Genomic DNA, 17,920 nt, shown 5'->3' on the forward strand with positions numbered 1-17,920 from the left:
TGAAAACTTTATTTAAAAATTTATTTAAACAAATCGAATTATTATTAAGGACAACCCAGAAGAAGATACTTTGCGATGTCCCATTGTCATCAAGAGATGGATCTTGTGGGAATATGGCATAAGGATTATGAATAGATTTATCACTATATGGAGGATATAGAAAAGGAGAAATGTAGGAAATATGGTATTTCCCACCGAAAAAGAGCAGGATGATTCATTGGTAGACCCAAACTGGCTAGACCAGGAGGATTCTTTTGGTTTGAATGAGGAAATGGAAATGATCCTATTCAAATGTTTAGATTGTCACAAAACCGATGAAGTACCAGCATATAACATTGGTGAATTTAGTGTGGATTTGAATGAAGGGGAAGAACTGAAGATACACTGTCCCTACTGCAATGGCACTATGATAGAAACGAGATAAGTCCCAAATGACTAATTCTCATTTGGGACGTGAAAGGCGCGATAACGCTTTTGTTCTATACTTTGTTCTATTATTTATTCTTGTTCACGAAGCGCTTTCCTTTCTTTTTCTTCTCTCATCCGCTCCATGTATATTTCGCCTTCTCTTTCTATAAATTCCTGGTCTACTTTCCTATCCGTCTGCATTGCGCGAAAAGCCATATAGCCGCTGAAGAATACTAATAAGATGACAATAAATACCCATAAAGGAACACCTCCAATTATCATCTTTTCCCCCTCCTTGTCCAAGTGTTTCTATCTAACTATATGAAAAGAAACGGACAAAAATTCCTCTCCAGTGGAAAAGAAAATTCCTATTTCACAGTTTCTGTGTTCTCATATCTACTGTCCAAGTAGTCGACGATATGAATCAGATAGCCTTCAATAGTTTGCGGTTTCACACTTGCACCCCATTCCGGCAGACCGTGATGACAGAGGATGCAATGCGACATGAGATGGATATCTTCTATCGTAAATGCTATCCCCTCTCGCTCTACCATTTTTGTAAGGATTAATGTCCCATATGGAATATGGCCTATCATCACACCAAGTTCATCCATCGCTATTCCTGCCTGCTTTCTTTTTTGTAAGCTGCTCTTACCAGCCGTCGGATAAAGAAAGTCAAACGATTCATAGTGCTTACCGGCAAAATCATATTCAAGCATTTTCCCGATATCATGTAAAAGAATACTAGTAAGCAGTGCATCGTAATTCGCAACTTCTTCTTTATGATCCATCATCCCAGCGAGCATTTGATAGAGGTGATCAATTGTCTCTTGCCAGACCGGTCTCACCCATCTTTCCTCTGACTGGTAATTCGACCACAATTCCTGTTTGTAAGCTTTCTCGACGATTTGAATTAATTTCATCACAGCTTGAAACGGATTTTCTTCCTGCTTCACGATATAACGGGCAAAGCGCATGAGACCGACCGTGTGCTTCAACAAACCACCTAAATAATTGTGATGGAATCCTTTTGCGGCAGGACTAATGGAAAATTCTTGCCAGAACTGATCCAAAACAGCTATAGAAAATTCACGATACGGGCTGGATAATTCATCGATATAAGAGAAGATTTCCACCGTATAATCTTCAATACTCTGTTTTGTATAAGGCAAATAGGAAAATGGATCAATTTCTCCCTCACAAGGTTCAAGGCGCTGGATTGTAAGCGACTTAAAACCGCGAAACTCATCAACTACTGCATCCACATCAAAAACAGAGTATGCTTCTAGCAATGGCAAATTTTTCTCAACAGCTCCTTGATTATCCCACATTTTCGCTTGTATTGTTCCTGTATTATTACTGAACGTCATTTTTAAAAATTGCTTATTTGTCTTTGTCGTCTGGACATTCACTTCATTTAAAAGGAGCCTTAATGTGACGCTATTTCCCTTTGCTTCCTGATCTATTTCAAAAGTTGCTCCCTCGTCAGGCAGGACCGGAACCGGGTATTGCTGTAATATCTCTTCCTTTCTTTCCGGCGTCATCCGAACTTCAACGGGAATCACCCCATAGAAATAGTGTTGCTGCTCGTTCATCCTCTTCCCCCCATAAACATAAATTTATCACGTATTAACGCTCTGTAATACCCCGCTTCTAAACATGGGGAAAGCCCAATATGGGAAAGTGGGGGCTATACAGTCCGTAAATACCTGATTCTGTTCAACTAACATTTAGTGGGGGTAAGGATTCCCCACTGAATGAAGTTTCACTTTATACGTAGACACTTGGAATATTCTCTCTCTCACAAGCCGTCCTCACGTCTGATTTACAAGTAAACATAATGACCTGCTGCTTCGTTGCAATCTCTTGAAGGACACTGATCATTCGCTCGACGCGCAGCTCGTCAAAGTGAACGAATGCATCATCCAAAATGAAAGGAAGCTGATGTTTCTCAGTCATGACTTTACTAATCGCAAGACGCAAAGAAACATAAAGCTGATTCACTGTCCCTTGAGAAAGTTCATTCACGTTAAAGCGCAATCCTTCCGCCGACATTACTTGAAACGTCCCCTTCTCTTTTGGTGCAAAAACGTTCGTATAGCGTCCATCCGTAATGGTATGTAAAATAGTAGTTGTTTCCTCCACTACTTTCGTCAAATATTTCTTCTGGTATCGTTGCTTTGTCTCCGCTAACATTTCTCTCTGCATGCTAGCAATCGCCCAATCTTTTGCAAGTTGGTTTAATTTTTCCTTTTCCATTTCAAATTGATGGAGCTTCGATGAATAAGCATCCGAGCCTTCGAGTTTTTTTAATTCCATCTTCACTTCGGTAAGTTTCTTTTGAATTTCGTCTATTTCAGTCTCTGTTGTTGTTGCGAGAGATTCGAGTGCTTGCGCGCGTTCTTCCAAACTAAATGGATCGAGCTCTTCTTTCACAATGCTCGCCCAAGAATGCTGCGGAAAAATCGAGTCGAGCTGCTGTTTATTCGCTTCCAGTGCTGCTTCCAGCTCTCTTTTTTCTTTAAGATAATTTGCCAGCTTGTAAAATTCCTCTTCAGTTTCCACTTGAGCTTTCTGTAATAGCTCGGCTAACTCTTGCTGGTGCACAGCTATGCGTTTTAACATATTTTCTTTCTGTTCCTGAGTGTGATTGATTAATTCATGAATCTGGTTGATTCTTTGCTCTAGCTCCACTTCTCTGTCTAATGTTTGCTCAATGAATAGAAAAGCTTCCGCCAGTGATCCAATCGAAGTTTCCCCGAATTGATGAAGATAAGTGATCAGTTCTTCTTCTATTTGCTTTTCATCCATTCGAATCTCTTCTATTTCTTTTACCAAGCGATCCCGTTCGTTTTGTAGGCGAAGCAGTTCCTTGATTCGGTTAAAATAGTCTGGCCAATAACTGCTATTAATCGGTTCAAGGAACGGATATAACATAAGCTGTTCCTCTGTTTGATCCGTGAGTCGTCTTACCTTTTCCAAATACATACGTTCTTTTTCTTCCCATTTGAGGATATTTATTTGCTGTTTTTGAATATCCGATTGTACAGCTTTTAATTCACGCAACTTTTCATCCTCTGCTTCAAGCTGACTTTGCATGCGGTATATTTCTTCATCCGACAATTTTTGCGCATTACTTAATCCTGGTTGAGACCGGATGAGCTTCTCCATAGCTTTGATATGCAGTTTATGAAATAAATATTGTCCCGTCGCAAGCAGGAATAGGAACAGTGCAGCACCATAAAGTAAAGACACGTCCATACTAAATGCAAGAACCGTCGAGAGGATAGAAAGGATGATTCCAATTAGAAATAGTTGATTCGCACGCTTGATTCTTTGTTTCTTGTCTTCTGCAAAAGATTGCTGCTGATTCATACTTGCTTCATACAGACGTTCCAGTTGTTCCTGTTCCTTCCCTTTTTCCAGTTTCCGTTTCAACGAGGCGACTTCTTCTTCCGGTAAAAGCATGGTTTTTATCTCACCGAGTTTTGCTTGCAAGTAATTTTCTTCTTCCATAAATCCGTTCTTTTCCGTTTCAAGACTGATACTTTCCTGTTCAAGCTTCTCTTTATCTTCTTTGATTTGCTTCCATGTTTCTTCAATATAAAAGGGTAAGGATAAGTCCTGAAGTTCAGCTACATCTATCTTTAATTGTAAATCCGTTAGCTCATTCGTAATTTTCTTCGTAAGTTCCACTTTCCGCTGATACAAGTTTTCTTCTGTATTTTTTAAAACTGTGTATCGTTCTTTGTGACGTCTTTGAATTTTTAACGTTTCAACTGTCGATTCGGCCAAGCGCTGATTTTCTAATTGGGAAGCGTTATCGCGGTAATTTTCTTCATTACTCTTCAAAACTGCGAGTTCACTTTCAAGTGGTCGCAGTGTGTCGTGTAATTTTTCAAGGCGTGCGATGCCGCTTGCAGGAAAGTCATAGGTTGTTTCATATTGCTCTTGTTTCTTGGTGAGATGCTGGAATTCTTTCAAGACTGGTAGCGCTGTGAGTTTCTTTGTTATTGTGCGAATTTCTCCTGTCAGATTTGCTTGCTGTCGCTTAAGCTTGTTTAACGCATCCTCGAGTTCAAGGGATTCGAGAACTTTTTTGCGGTAAGTGGACTCTTCTTTTTGGATAGCGGCAAGTTCTTCTCCTAGATGCTCGACAACTTGCAATTGCTTGTTGATTGCCGGATTTTTCCCATAAGGTTTAAACATCTCCCCAAGCCGGTTGTCCAGCTGTTTCTCTAATTCATAAATGTTGCTTGAGCCAGTCAATCCGATACTAAGCAATACATCACCAAGATTTTCTTCCCGCATTTGTTTAATTGCGTTCAAATCTAGAGCTGAAAAAGAGAATATAGCTTCATAGATAGCTAGATTCATTCCTTGAAGTCGTTCTTTTAACCAAGTTTCTTCATACGTATCGCCAGAAGAAGTGAAGCATACTGCTTTCCCGTTATATTTATCATCGAAGCGTTCAATCGTGTAAGTACCGACTTTTGGATCTTCAATAACTAATTGTCCACCTAATTTGCTGCCCATCTTCGGCTGGTAAAACTTCCGCTCTTTCGGCTGCATCCCAAATAGCATAAACAATATAAATTGATGGAGCGTCGATTTGCCCGACTCATTTTCCCCGTAAATAAAAAGTGGATTGGCATTAAAATCAAATTCCTTATCGACCCATTTTCCAAAACCAAATAACTTGGCACGAACAAATCTCATCGCCTTCCCCCTCTCAACAGTTGATCGAACAGACTGGACTGTGCTGTTTCTTTCCATTCTGATATTTCCTCTTGGGTTGGAGGCTCTAAAAATTTCCGGGCTTGACGGTGCTGATAAAGTTGTTCTAAATATTCCATTCCAGAGTTCCTATCAAAAGTCCGCTGGAGTTCACCGATAAAATGCTCCCCATCCTGTGTCTCCCTTAACTCAAACATTTCTTGTATATCTAACTGCACATGAAAAATATAGCGCCAATTCGGATTCGTAGTGAAAGATTCATTTATTATTTCTAAAATATCTTCCAGTTGCCCGTCCGTTTGCCAATTTCGTAATATTGAATCGTTCGCTTGAAGTGTAAGGTCGATGAGCTGCGGCTTGCTTGTTTTCATTGTTTTAAGTTTCTCCGTCAAGATCGTTTCAAGCTGATAGGCTGCCTCACATTCTGACACATCAACCGTGAGCGGGACAAACAAAATTTGATTTAGCGGGATAAATTCGAGGGTCGTTTGACTTTCTGTTAACTGAACGAGATAACATCCCTTCTCCCCAGTTTCCTTGCGGTGTCTGCCTTGAATATTACCTGGGTAGACGATATACGGATCTTCTTTTAAAACAGCACGCTTATGTATATGGCCAAGAGCCCAGTAACTGAAGTCTTTTTCCATTAGTTCGGATAGCCGGAAAGGTGCATATGTATCATGCTCTTCATTGCCTTGGATGCTCCCATGCAACATCGCGATATGGAATGGCACAGTCGCCTGATCCTCTATTACATATTCACTTGTTTTATTTTCCATAACTGCGCGGTTCTCATAGCTAAAGCCATATATTTTCGCCAGTACTTCTCCATTTTTATAAAAGTCGAGGGCACGCACCTGTTCATCCGGGAAAAGATGAACATTGTCTGGATAAGTGACTTGGTGAATATTCCCATTCAGGAAATCATGGTTCCCACAACTTAAAAACACTTCAATTTCTTGTTCCTTCAATTGCTCAAAGGCTTTTTTTAACCGGATTTGCGCTTTCAGACTTTGCTTTTCATTATCAAAAAGGTCACCAGTAATTAAAACGAAATCCACCCTATTTTCAATAGCGGCACGAACAAGCTCATGCAGTGCTTGAAAGGTGCTCTCCTTAATTTCCCCAAATAATTCAGCAGGCATATCCATTAAACCTTTAAACGGACTATCAAGATGCAAATCAGCCGCATGAATAAACGTAACTTCACGATCCATTTCCCTACCTCCGTCCAACATCATACCTCTATTTTAACAGAGCACCAATAAGAATGCACGTTCTATTCACGGGACATGGGGTCAGAGCATTTGTCCCAGTCTAGATATTATTTTTCTTTTTTTGAGAGGCGGATTGCTTTTGTGAAGTCTTTGAGGGAGCCAGTTCTTCCGTACATGAGTACGCCGCCTTTATATACTCGTGCTCCTATTAGACCAAGGATAATGATCGAGATGATTAATATCACAATGGATAAGCCGATTTCCCAAATTGGCAGACTTAGCATCCCAATTCGCAAAATCATGACCATTGGAGTAAAGAACGGAATGAAAGAAGAGATCGTTACGATTGTCGATTCCGGAGCTCTCAGTCCAAATATGGCAACAAGAAATGCAATAACAATAAGAATAATCATCGGCATGATCAACTGACCAACATCTTCCGACCGACTTACGAGTGAACCGAGCATCGCTGCCAAGGTTGCGTATAACATATAGCCAAGTAAAAAGAAAATAATTGCATAAATAATCAGATCAACCGGAATATCAACTAACCCGACCTCATCAAGGAAACTTCCGACAAGTTCCTCTTTCCTGCTGATGATGAGCGTGTAACCAACACCGACTAGCAAAAAGATCTGTGTTAAACCAACTAGCGCAACTCCAAATATTTTGGCAAACATATGGGTCACCGGTGAGGCACTTGAGATTAAAATCTCCATTACCCGAGATGATTTCTCATTCGCAACGTCTTGGGCAATCATTTGACCGTACAAGATAACAACCATATACATAAAGAAAAGCATGACATAGACAATGCCTTGTGCTTGGAACATTTCCTCCAATGTTTTAGCATCCTGGTCGAGCGCCACTGTTTCAAAATTCACCGGAGCGTAAATCTCTTGAATCGCTTGTTCATCAAAGCCAGCTTGCTCAATCGATAATGCAACTTTTATCTGTTGCAATTGCTCCTCAAGGACGGATTGCGTGAACGAATCGGTAATATTATTCGCATAATAGGTCGCTTCTGGCCTGCCCTCTTCATTCATTTGCATAACGACGAGAGCGGCAAATTCCTCTTCTTCGACAGCTGCTTTCCCCGCATCCTCCGAGCTGTCATAAGAAATCAACTCCAATGAATCGTTTGCTGCCTCGACACTTTGCTTATACGGTTCAAATAGTGTATCCGAATGGTCGATGACAGCAATTTGGTCCTTTTCATCTTCGCCACCTACAAAAAAGTCTGCAATCGTTTGAAAATTAGCCGCAGCAACAACGAGTAGCAGCATAAGGGCTGTCGTAATGATAAACGTTTTTGATTTCATCTTTTCCAAATATGTATGGCCTAAAATAATCCAAAATTTATTCATATGACGAACCCACCTTTTCTATAAAGATGTCATTTAACGATGGTTCTTCCAACTCAAACTTGCGGATGAATCCTTTACCTTGTAATTCCCTAAAAATATCTTGTGACACAGCCTCATTTAAAATCTGCAAGTCACATCCTTCATTCATCCTTCGGTACTTTACAACTCCTGGAAATTCCCTTAAAAAGTCAAGTGGAAAATCGCCATGAATTCGTAAATTTTTCTTGCCAAATGATCGTTTAATTTCACGTAACGATCCTTGAACGACTGGTCTTCCTTTTTGTAAAATGCAAAGGAATTGGCACAGTTCTTCTACATGTGACATCTGATGGGACGAGAATACAATCGTCGTTCCTTGTTCTTTCAAATCTAAGACAGCTTCTTTCAACATTTCTACATTAATTGGATCCAGCCCAGAGAATGGCTCATCTAAAATAAGCAATTCCGGGCGATGGATAACCGCTGAAATGAATTGAATCTTCTGCTGGTTCCCTTTCGAAAGCTCCTCTATTTTCTTATTCATATATTCCGGTACTTTAAAACGCTCCAGCCATTTTTCAAGCTCCGGCAGAATCGTTTTCTTCTTCATCCCGCGAAGCCTTGCTAAATACACGAGTTGATTTTTCACGGTTAATTTCGGGTAAAGTCCACGTTCTTCCGGTAAATAGCCAATCAGATTACTCGTCTCGTAATCAATCGCTTTCCCGTTCCACGTTATTTTTCCCTCCGTCTTATCCAATAATCCGAGCAACATTCGGAACGTCGTTGTTTTCCCCGCACCATTTCCCCCAAGAAATCCGAATATCTCTTCTTTCGGTATTCTTAAATTCAATTGATCGACGGCGGTAAATTCACCAAATCGTTTCGTAACATGATCAATAATTAGCGACATTCTTCCATCCCCTCCCTTTCTAATACTACGGCTTTCCTTAGTAAATGGTTTCGCTTATTTTTCTACCGCAATTATTTTCGCATAATTTCGAGTTATGAATTATAATGGAAGCAAGAAACAGAGAGGAGCATTACATATGAGAGAATACTTTCTGACCGTATTCAATCCAGACGGGGAAAAATTGCTCGATGAAGCATTCACAGCAGAAAACGATGAACAGGCAAAGAAAATTGGTGAAGAAAAACTTGCGGAACATAATTATTCCGAACACACTCACCGTTGCGTCACCCCCGAAGCGAAACTAATCTTATTCCACCGCTAGTATCAAAGGGACAGATGGCTTGGCTACCACTAGAAATTCATTTTTGTTTTATAGTTTCCTACCCATAAAAAACTCACAGATATTATTTTCTGTGAGTTTTTTTATGCGCTTACTGTTCACCTTGGTTAAATCCATAAACTTCCTCTAATGGCTTGGTAATAATCGAGCTAATATCGCCGATAATAACATTTAAACGCTGCTCTTCTTCCATAAGTTTAGCGATTGTTGGATTATCCTGAACGAGCTCAACTACATTCCGGGCTTTTTCTACTTCTTCATCTGTAATATCCAAGCCTTGCATTTGTTTCTCCTGTAAATTCAACTGGGTATCCCGGAAACTTTCAAACATTTGCTTAGACTCCGGATCATTCATTACTGCATCATAAGCTGATTTTAAGTTTTGGAAATCAGTACTTTCTCGAATTGCTTTTTCCAAATTATAAGCATGATCATAAATATTTGACATCATACAGCCTCCCAAAAGTAAGATAGCCTTACTATATCAAATGAATTGGAGAATGTATACCATGAACTTATGTAAGATTTCTAAAATGGAAGTGGGCAAGCATCACTGCCTGCCCACTATTTATTTGCTTTTGTTATTGTCCGCCACCACTAAGCTGTTGCTGCGCAGTACGAACTAGACGTTTTGTAATTTCTCCACCAACGGAACCGTTAGCACGAGAAGTTGTGTCTGCTCCTAGATTAACACCAAACTCTTGAGCAATTTCAACTTTCATTTGATCAAGTGCTTGTTGTACACCAGGAACTAGTAATTGGTTTGAGTTATTGTTAGCCATTGGACTTTCACCTCCTTCTGTAATCCTATTGTCAGCTAAAACAACTAATCTTATGACAAAAATTCACTGGTAAAATGTAGCTATGATTCCAGTTCGCTGTAAACTTAAAGTGAAACTTCATTCAATGGGGTTTCCTTACCTCCCCCACTGAATGTTAGTTGAACAAAATCAGGGATTTACGGACTGTATATCCCCCACCTTCACAAGTTGGGCTTCCCTCATGTTTAGAGGTCGGTGTAGCACAGACCGTTAATGCGTGATAAAAAACGACCCTGCTTCATCCTGTGAAGCAGAGTCGTTTCATAAGCATAAAACTTATTTCGGATGTGTCATTTCTTCCGGTACAACATATTTATCAAATTCTTCTTCCGTCAATAATCCTAATTTAACTGCTGTTTCTTTCAATGTTGAATTCTCTTCAAAAGCAGTCTTAGCTATTTTCGCTGCATTTTCATAGCCAATATGCGGGTTTAATGCCGTAACGAGCATCAACGACTCATTTAAATGCTTATCAATTACTTCATGATTTGGTTCAATGCCAATAGCACAACGGTCATTGAATGATATTATACTGTCAGCCAACAGCCCGGCAGATTGCAAAAAGTTATAAGCTATCACTGGTTTATAGACATTAAGTTCAAAGTTTCCTTGGCTTGCAGCAAAGCCTACCGCTGCGTCATTCCCCATTACTTGAGCAGCGACCATTGTTACTGCTTCACTTTGGGTCGGGTTCACTTTACCTGGCATAATCGAGCTTCCTGGTTCATTTGATGGAATCATTATCTCCCCCAGACCCGAACGCGGACCGCTTGCGAGCCAGCGCACATCATTTGCAATCTTCATCATATCTGCTGCAAGCGCTTTTAAAGCACCATGTGCAAATACGGTTTCATCATAGCTTGTTAAAGAATGAAATTTATTTTTTGCAGTTACGAAATCTTTCCCTGTATAGTCACTAATTTGTTTTGCAACCCGTTCAGTAAATTCCGGATGAGCATTCAGTCCGGTACCTACTGCTGTTCCGCCAAGCGCCAATTCTTTTAATTCCGGAATACTGCTCTTGATCATATTTTCTGCTTTTTCAAGCATTCGATGCCAGCCACTAATTTCCTGCCCTAGTGTCAGTGGTGTTGCATCCTGTAAGTGTGTACGCCCAATTTTTACAATATCGGCAAATGCATCAGCTTTCTCTTTCAATGTCTTTTTCAGTACGTCTACAGCCGGTAATACATGATCCTCAAGCTTTAGAACAAAGGCGATATGCATCGCTGTTGGGTATGTATCATTTGAGCTTTGGGATTTGTTAACATCATCATTTGGGTGAAGGCGTAAATCACTTCCCTCTTGCTCCAGCCACTCGTTACCGATAAAACTAAGTACCTCATTTACGTTCATATTCGATTGAGTACCGCTTCCAGTTTGCCAGACGACTAATGGAAAGTGTTCATCAACACGACCCGCCAATACTTCATCTGCTGCATATTCAATTGCATCTGCTTTTTTTGCATCTAGCAGCCCGAGTGCACTATTCACTTTAGCTGCACTCTTTTTCAATACAGCAAAAGCTTGAATAATTTCTTTCGGCATTTTTTCTGTACCAATTGGAAAGTTCTGCTTACTTCTTTGTGTTTGTGCTCCCCAGAATTTATCTGCAGGAACCTTAATTTCCCCTATTGTATCTTTCTCCAAACGATAATCCAATTCGAGTTCCTCCCTGTATTATGATGATACCTCCTATATTGTATCAAATTTTTACCGGAAACTACACTTCTTTACTTCCGCAGTTCTTTGAGCGTCAATTGACACAAATTTGTACTACTACGGAGGTGATTCGGATAGATTTTACTATATACTATAAAAAGATAAACGTTATCACAGCATTTTTATTTAATTTCTTATTACTAATAAAAAGGAGGAAATCACGATGCCAAATATATGGACGCATATTCTCTTTTGTGAAGATGTAATTGATACAGTTGGAAAGTTACATCCATTTTCACAGCAGATTGAGAATTATATGAGATTAGGTGCTCAAGGGCCAGATCCTTTTTTCTATTATAACTTTTGGCCGTGGGTAAAGGATGAACCGGTTCATCAAGTAGGCACATCCTTGCATACGAGTCAGTGCGGAACATTCCTCCTCGATATGATTGAAGCCGCTAAAAATAAATCCAAAGAGGTAAAAGCGTTTGTTATCGGCTTTGTCACCCATCATGTACTTGATCGTAATACACACCCATACATCCATTTTCGTGCAGGTTATGAAGGTAATGACCACCAACGATTAGAGATTCAAATCGATACACTGATGATGGATAAATACCATAATTTAAAAACATGGAAAACTCCAGTCTATAAAGAAATTGATATTGGAAGAAAGCTCGACTCCCGGATTACAAGGCTGTTAGCAGCACTAATAAATAAAAACTATCCAAGCTTAAGAAGAGATGATGATACTTATATTCAAAAAGCATACCGGGATATGCTGCTCGCATTAAAAATATTGTCAGATCCTTCTGGCATTAAAAATAAATTACTTGGAAACTTTATCTCCGCTTATTCCCATCAGCCAATTCGTAATAATGTCGATTACTTAAATTTAAAGCATACGACATGGTTCCACCCTGCAACGAAGGAACCATCTAATAAAAGTTTTATTGAACTTTATAATGAAAGCCATGTGGAAGGTATCGATATTGTAACGGAGGTGTTGAATTACTGGGAAAAAGGGGCTTCCTTTTCCATGGAAAAATTGAAAGACTTAATTGGAAACATTTCCTACGATACAGGAAAACCCCTCGAACTTGGATTGGTAAATAAATATAGCGAACCGATTGTGTAAAACCAAAAAAAGACCGGAAACCGAATCCCAGTCCTTTTGCTTTCATACAGCGAAAGTGCAAGTTCTACTGGAGGTTCGCAGTCCAGACACCTCTCGCTTTCCGCGGGCGGCTGGTGAGCCTCCTCGCAGGCAAGCCTGCTGCGGGGTCTCACCAAGCCTATCCTCCCGCAGGAGTCTCGAGGTGTCTGGACTGCTCCGAGGAAAGGTCGATTTGAATTACTGTTTAATGTTCTGGAAAAGTATACTCCTTATCGTGATGGAATAATTTCTAATTAAAATAACCATCTTACCAGTTCAGTTGCCCGGTGGACGGTGACTCCTGCGGGAAAAGCACGAGTCTGGAGACCCCGCAGGGCGGTAGCCCGAGGAGGCTCCAGCTGTGCCCGCGGAAAGCATCCGTCCACCGGGCAACTGAACGGCGATTAGAGCGTCTTAATTAGTGAAAGAGCAGACATTTACGCTGTATGAAAGCAGCAGTAATTTGATTAGATTATTCGTTCTGATATTTTAGATGTGAAAGTTGTCATTTGGGTTTTACTTCTACTTTGCCTTCCAGTTTTATTTACTGCCCCGCTTCTTGAATGCCTTTCTCTACATCAACAAAGCGTAATAAAATAATTCCCGCGATAAAGAAGAAGATGAGGGAAAGGATGCCATAGCGGCTGTTGCCTGTTATTTGTCCAATGAAAGCAAAAAGGAACGGTCCGAAAATAGCAGCAAATTTGGAAGAAATCCCATAAAAACCGAAGAATTCTGCATGTTTATTTTTCGGAATCATCCGGCCAAAGATAGACCTGCTAAGGGATTGTGCACCACCTTGCACCATTCCAACAGCGATTGCTAAAGCATAGAAATGAAATGCTGAAGTCATAAAGTAGCCAAGAACAGTAATCACCATATACGTGGCAAGTGTAATATATAATGCTCTTTTTGCCGTAATTTTTGATGCGAGCCAGCCGAAGAAAAAGGTAAAGGGGATCCCAACAAACTGTGTAATTAATAACGCAACAATCAGATCATTACCGGCAATTCCGATCTCAGCCCCATAAATCGTCGCCATCCGCATAATTGTAGAAATCCCATCATTATATAACCAAAAGGCAAGCAAGAAAATCAAAACTTGCTTATACTGCCTTATTTGCTTGAATGTATCTCCTACTCGGGAAAATCCAATAGCAATATACGATTTATTCTTTTTTACAATAACCTTCTTCTCTTCTTTAATATTCTTGAATAATGGAATAGAAAATAATAGCCACCAAATACCGACCGAAGCAAAGGATAGTTGGGTCGCGATAACCGTATCTTTTAATCCGAACCAGTGCGGATTCAATATCATTAAAATATTTATTGTGAGGAGAATGCCCCCACCTATGTAACCATAGGCAAATCCACCGGAAGATACCCGGTCCATTTCCTCTTTTTCCGCTACTTCAGGCAGGAAACCATCATAAAATATATTCCCGCCGGAAAAACCAATTGATCCGACGATAAACAGGACGGAGGCAAGTATATAATCGCCTTCTCCTACGAATGCTAATAAAATACTTGCGATTATTCCCATGAAAGCAAAAAATTGCAGGAATTTCTTTTTTGCTGCGGAAAAGTCACTAATTGCGCCTAATATCGGGGCTAGAACTGCTATTATTAGAACTGAAATAGACTGGGAATAACCCCAATAGCTTGTTGCAACTCCCTCATCAAGTCCACTTGCGGCTACGTTTGAATAGTAGACAGGTAGTACTGCTGCCATAATGGTTGTTGCAAATGCGGAGTTACCAAAGTCGTACATCATCCAGCTTCTTTGTAATTTCTTTTTATCTTCCACCCAATCGCCCCCCTTTTGCCACAAGCATAGCAAAGACTTTACTAACTCGGGTTTCCCTCAGCAAAAAGTTTACAATCATTTAACCTAAGCTAATGATTGTAAACTTTTACTGTTATTCCCAAAGATATTGTTTATATTGTGCACTTAGTTCTTCAAATGCTTTAATATCGTTCGTTTCCAGGGCGCTGTTAATTGCTTCTTCCAGTTTAGCACGATTGTATTCAAAACATATTACATCCAAATTTAATCTAGCTTGCAAACGGATTTCATAAGGTATTTCTTTTTTAGCTTGGACTGGCTTTCCACTGTATCTGAAAAAATGCAGAGAGACTTTTTCTTTTTTCATGGGAATGGCCCCCTTTACTCTTTCTTTTATTATCCTAAATTTTCCGAATAAAAGCAACATATTTGTTTTGTTTACTACATGAAACTTCCTTCCAGTTAGCCAAGAGTGATAGCTTCGTGCGTTTCTTTTTCTCTGGACCCACACGAATCACATTTGGTAAACTATTGAAACTAGATATATTGGAGGACAGCTTAATGAATCATGCAGATAATTTAAGACTTGCTGAAAAAGGTGCTTGGATAAGCATTATCACATATCTTACACTTTCCATCATTAAATTATGGATCGCAACCTGGGGTAACTCACTTGCCTTACGCGCAGATGGTTTAAATAATACGACGGACGTCATTGCATCGATTGCGGTACTTGTTGGTTTACGTATTTCCCAAAAACCGCCAGATGAAAACCACCGTTATGGACATTACCGTGCGGAGACGGTTGCCTCTCTTTTTGCAGCATTTATTATGATGTTTATTGGGATTCAAGTAATTTATGACACAGTAAGGAAATTTATAACCTTTGAGGTGGAGGAACCGAGCATGCTTACTGCCTGGACAGCATTAGGGTCCGCCGTCATCATGCTGTTTGTTTTCCTTTATAATTTGAGATTGTCGCAACGATTAAACAGCCAAGCATTATTTACTGTTGCCCAGGATAACCGGTCAGATGCGCTTGTTAGTATTGGGGCATTTATCGGAATTATGGGAGCACAGTTCGGCATCTACTGGCTAGACCCACTCACTGGGACACTAGTTGGATTAATCATATGCAAGACTGCTTTTGATATTTTCAAGGATGCAACATTAACACTAACCGATGCATTTGATGAGGAAGAATTAGCACTGATTAAAAAGACGATTGCGAATGTATCAGAGGTAGAGAGGGTTGTGGATGTGAAGGGCAGGATCCATGGCAGTCAGGCATTACTTGAATTGACAATTCTTGTTGACGCCGATTTAACCGTGGAACATAGCCATAAAATCACAGAAAGAATTGAGAAATACTTAGCAAAAAAACATGGAGTCACCCATGCTCATATTCATCTTGAACCATTTTATGAAGGTTTAAAGGAGGACTCTGCAGAAAATCAACGCTCCTAAAATGCTTAACAAAAAGAGACTACCCTTTTCTCTGAGTAGTCTCTTTTCATTTTCTTAATTATTCTTTATCCTGATCCGTCAAGATTAGCGGACCATCCTTTGTAATAACGATTTGATGTTCGTATTGTGCGGAGCGACTTTGATCAACAGTGCGGGCGGTCCAATTATTGGAATCCATCTTACTCTCCCAAGCACCCTCGTTAATCATCGGTTCGATCGTAATGACCATTCCTTCTTTCAGACGTAAACCTTTATTCGGTAATCCGAAATGAGGAACATTTGGATCTTCATGGATTGTTGGTCCAATACCGTGTCCTGTAAAATCGCGGACAACAGAGAAGCCTTCACCTTCCGCATACGTTTGGATTGCATGTCCTATATCACCAATCCGATTTCCAACTTGAGCTTGTTCTATCCCTTTATAAAGAGATTTCTTTGTGACATCCATTAATCGAAGTCCTGCTTCATCAACATTCCCAACAGCATATGTCCAGGCAGAATCAGCAAGTCCACCGTTTAAGTTAACAACCATATCAATCGTTACAATATCTCCATCCTCTAATTTCTCTTCCCGCGGGAAGCCATGACAGATTTCATCATTAAGGGATGCACAAGTTGCATACGGATAGCCATTATAACCCTTTTGCTCTGGAGTTGCTCCATGTTTCCTCATAAACTCCTCCGCAAAAGCATCTATCTCCATCGTAGTAATTCCCGGTTTAATCATTTTTGCTATTTCCTTGTGACATTGTACAAGTATATCCGCTGCCGCTTGCATTTGAGCAATTTCACGAGCGCTTTTTCTAGTTATCATTTTAAGCCTACCTTTCCAATTTTCTATCTTAATTAAGTTCCCATTTATTTTAAAGTTAGAAGGAGCAAATTTAGTTTCCATTCTCCAGTCTACCATAATTTTAATGATCTTTCAGTTCAGACGAAAGAGTTGGTGTGTATGAACAACCAATACCATGTGAAAACCGCATGCATCCTTTTGAATACATACGGCTTTTTTGTACCTTCATTTATACAATTTCAGTTAACAATAATATCCTCCACACCCGTACCTAGGTCCACTGTATGCTGTTCCGATGATGATTAGCAGGATAAATAGTACAACAAGCAGTGCGAATCCTCCTGATGTGAATCTGCCATCTACTCCTCGGCATTCTTTTTTGCTCATAGCATTCCCTCCCTATATTCTAGACTACAATAATGTATGCATGCCTATAGAATATGGGAGGGCGAATGACTAATTTTTTTCAGTCCCTATGTTCAGATATAATCATTAATATAATAAATCTCACCGTTCCTCACATCTTCGTCCGTAATAATATCGATAAGGACACCGGCCACGAGATCGGCTTGCCTTAATGAGTTGTTTGCTTTATAGTCTTTAAACTTTTCAATTTCAGCGAACTGCTCCTTCGTGGCTGAACGGATTTCCGTTTGCATGTCTGTATCCATAATTCCAGGACTGAATGCAATAATACGATTACCTGTCTTCAATTCTTCTTGCTCAAGGGCAACTGTTCTCGTGTACATGTTCAGACTTGCTTTTGTTGAGCAATAGGCACTCCAGCCAAAAATTGGATTCTCAGCGGCTCCAGAGCTCACGTTTGCAATAACGAGCGGTATTTCGAGTTCCTTTTGCTTTTTTAAAAAATAATTCGTAAGGACCATTGGAGCAATCGAGTTGATCATCACGTGGTCAATCAGTTCCTTACTCTTTAAATGCTGCGACTGATCAATCGGGTGAACAACTCCGGCGTTATTTAATATAAAGATCGTTTCAATTTCCTGTTCCGCATTTCTCACCTTTATCTCTTCATCGATAAGTCGGGCCGTTTCTTCGAGTTGTGGAATATCGGATACATCACAAGCAAAATGCTGATAAAACTGATTGTTTTCTTTAGCAGTTGTCGGTAAGCGCCTATTCTCCGACCGGGAAATGCCGATCACATCTATCCCCGATTCCAAAAGAAGATTTGCAAGTGAAGCTCCTAGACCTCTGGAAACTCCTGTAATAATTGCAAGTTTCGCCAACTTTATTCCCCCTTATAA

At 40.0% G+C, this 17,920-nt stretch carries 18 protein-coding genes; 4 read left to right on the plus strand and 14 right to left on the minus strand.

Annotation, left to right across the window (positions count from 1 at the left end; genetic code table 11):
- The first annotated feature begins 181 nt into the window (after positions 1-181).
- A complete protein-coding gene (locus WKU33_RS14150; RefSeq protein ID WP_340455242.1) occupies positions 182-424 on the plus strand; it encodes a hypothetical protein in 243 nt (80 codons plus the stop codon).
- A gap of 74 nt (positions 425-498) precedes the next feature.
- Here WKU33_RS14150 and WKU33_RS14155 read toward each other — a convergent pair whose 3' ends face one another.
- The 6 genes from WKU33_RS14155 to WKU33_RS14180 form a co-directional block, all read right to left on the minus strand.
- A complete protein-coding gene (locus WKU33_RS14155) occupies positions 499-690 on the minus strand; it encodes a sporulation YhaL family protein (RefSeq protein ID WP_308425602.1) in 192 nt (63 codons plus the stop codon).
- Between the two features lie 86 nt (positions 691-776).
- Positions 777-2,003: an HD domain-containing protein gene (locus WKU33_RS14160; RefSeq protein ID WP_156854652.1), complete on the minus strand. Its 1,227-nt coding sequence runs from the start codon at positions 2,001-2,003 to the stop codon at positions 777-779.
- A gap of 175 nt (positions 2,004-2,178) precedes the next feature.
- The gene (locus tag WKU33_RS14165; RefSeq protein WP_340455246.1) at positions 2,179-5,127 is read right to left on the minus strand and encodes an ATP-binding protein; all 2,949 of its coding nucleotides are present in this window, start codon (positions 5,125-5,127) and stop codon (positions 2,179-2,181) included.
- Positions 5,124-6,362, minus strand: coding sequence for a metallophosphoesterase family protein (locus tag WKU33_RS14170; protein WP_156854656.1), 1,239 nt, complete (start codon positions 6,360-6,362; stop codon positions 5,124-5,126). Before WKU33_RS14170 ends, WKU33_RS14165 begins: the two co-directional genes overlap by 4 nt.
- A gap of 107 nt (positions 6,363-6,469) precedes the next feature.
- Positions 6,470-7,729, minus strand: coding sequence for an ABC transporter permease (locus WKU33_RS14175; protein WP_156854658.1), 1,260 nt, complete (start codon positions 7,727-7,729; stop codon positions 6,470-6,472).
- Positions 7,722-8,621 carry an ABC transporter ATP-binding protein gene (locus WKU33_RS14180; protein ID WP_156854660.1) on the minus strand — a complete coding sequence of 300 codons (900 nt, stop codon included), beginning with the start codon at positions 8,619-8,621 and terminating at the stop codon, positions 7,722-7,724. The genes WKU33_RS14175 and WKU33_RS14180 overlap by 8 nt, the downstream gene beginning before the upstream one ends.
- Positions 8,622-8,757: 136 nt before the next feature.
- Here WKU33_RS14180 and WKU33_RS14185 point away from each other — a divergent pair, with 136 nt between their 5' ends.
- Positions 8,758-8,943 (plus strand): YhzD family protein, encoded by a 186-nt coding sequence (locus WKU33_RS14185; protein WP_156854662.1) that lies wholly within the window; start codon positions 8,758-8,760, stop codon positions 8,941-8,943.
- A 109-nt stretch (positions 8,944-9,052) separates the two neighbouring features.
- On the opposite strand, the gene WKU33_RS14190 is transcribed toward WKU33_RS14185, so the two are convergent.
- The 3 genes from WKU33_RS14190 to fumC form a co-directional block, all read right to left on the minus strand.
- Entirely contained in the window at positions 9,053-9,409 is a 357-nt protein-coding gene (locus WKU33_RS14190; protein ID WP_156854664.1) for a YlbF family regulator, read from the minus strand.
- Positions 9,410-9,542: 133 nt separating this feature from the next.
- Positions 9,543-9,743, minus strand: coding sequence for an alpha/beta-type small acid-soluble spore protein (locus tag WKU33_RS14195; protein WP_156854666.1), 201 nt, complete (start codon positions 9,741-9,743; stop codon positions 9,543-9,545).
- 315 nt (positions 9,744-10,058) lie between these two features.
- Positions 10,059-11,444 carry a class II fumarate hydratase gene (fumC, locus tag WKU33_RS14200; RefSeq protein ID WP_340455249.1) on the minus strand — a complete coding sequence of 462 codons (1,386 nt, stop codon included), beginning with the start codon at positions 11,442-11,444 and terminating at the stop codon, positions 10,059-10,061.
- A 223-nt stretch (positions 11,445-11,667) separates the two neighbouring features.
- On the opposite strand from fumC, the gene WKU33_RS14205 reads away from it, so the two are divergent.
- Positions 11,668-12,585 (plus strand): zinc dependent phospholipase C family protein, encoded by a 918-nt coding sequence (locus tag WKU33_RS14205; RefSeq protein ID WP_340455251.1) that lies wholly within the window; start codon positions 11,668-11,670, stop codon positions 12,583-12,585.
- Between the two features lie 562 nt (positions 12,586-13,147).
- Here the strand turns inward: WKU33_RS14205 and WKU33_RS14210 are convergent.
- Both WKU33_RS14210 and WKU33_RS14215 read right to left on the minus strand, forming a co-directional pair.
- Positions 13,148-14,413, minus strand: a complete 1,266-nt coding sequence (locus WKU33_RS14210) for an MFS transporter (RefSeq protein ID WP_340455253.1) — start codon at positions 14,411-14,413, stop codon at positions 13,148-13,150.
- Between the two features lie 112 nt (positions 14,414-14,525).
- A complete protein-coding gene (locus WKU33_RS14215; protein WP_156854672.1) occupies positions 14,526-14,759 on the minus strand; it encodes an IDEAL domain-containing protein in 234 nt (77 codons plus the stop codon).
- 194 nt (positions 14,760-14,953) lie between these two features.
- Between WKU33_RS14215 and WKU33_RS14220 the strand changes: the two genes are divergently transcribed.
- Positions 14,954-15,859 (plus strand): cation diffusion facilitator family transporter, encoded by a 906-nt coding sequence (locus WKU33_RS14220; protein WP_336252755.1) that lies wholly within the window; start codon positions 14,954-14,956, stop codon positions 15,857-15,859.
- A 58-nt stretch (positions 15,860-15,917) separates the two neighbouring features.
- Here the strand turns inward: WKU33_RS14220 and map are convergent, their stop codons facing one another.
- The 3 genes from map to WKU33_RS14235 all read right to left on the minus strand — a co-directional run bounded on the left by map (position 15,918) and on the right by WKU33_RS14235 (position 17,902).
- Complete coding sequence (gene map / locus WKU33_RS14225) at positions 15,918-16,673, minus strand: type I methionyl aminopeptidase (RefSeq protein WP_188857848.1); 756 nt, start codon at positions 16,671-16,673, stop codon at positions 15,918-15,920.
- Between the two features lie 222 nt (positions 16,674-16,895).
- Positions 16,896-17,039 carry a YjcZ family sporulation protein gene (locus tag WKU33_RS14230; RefSeq protein ID WP_156854676.1) on the minus strand — a complete coding sequence of 48 codons (144 nt, stop codon included), beginning with the start codon at positions 17,037-17,039 and terminating at the stop codon, positions 16,896-16,898.
- A gap of 92 nt (positions 17,040-17,131) precedes the next feature.
- Positions 17,132-17,902 (minus strand): (S)-benzoin forming benzil reductase, encoded by a 771-nt coding sequence (locus WKU33_RS14235; protein ID WP_156854677.1) that lies wholly within the window; start codon positions 17,900-17,902, stop codon positions 17,132-17,134.
- Positions 17,903-17,920: the final 18 nt, after the last annotated feature.

Origin of the sequence: Oceanobacillus sp. HCA-5259 (assembly GCF_037892815.1) — a bacterium.
Lineage (GTDB): Bacteria > Bacillota > Bacilli > Bacillales > Amphibacillaceae > Oceanobacillus > Oceanobacillus indicireducens.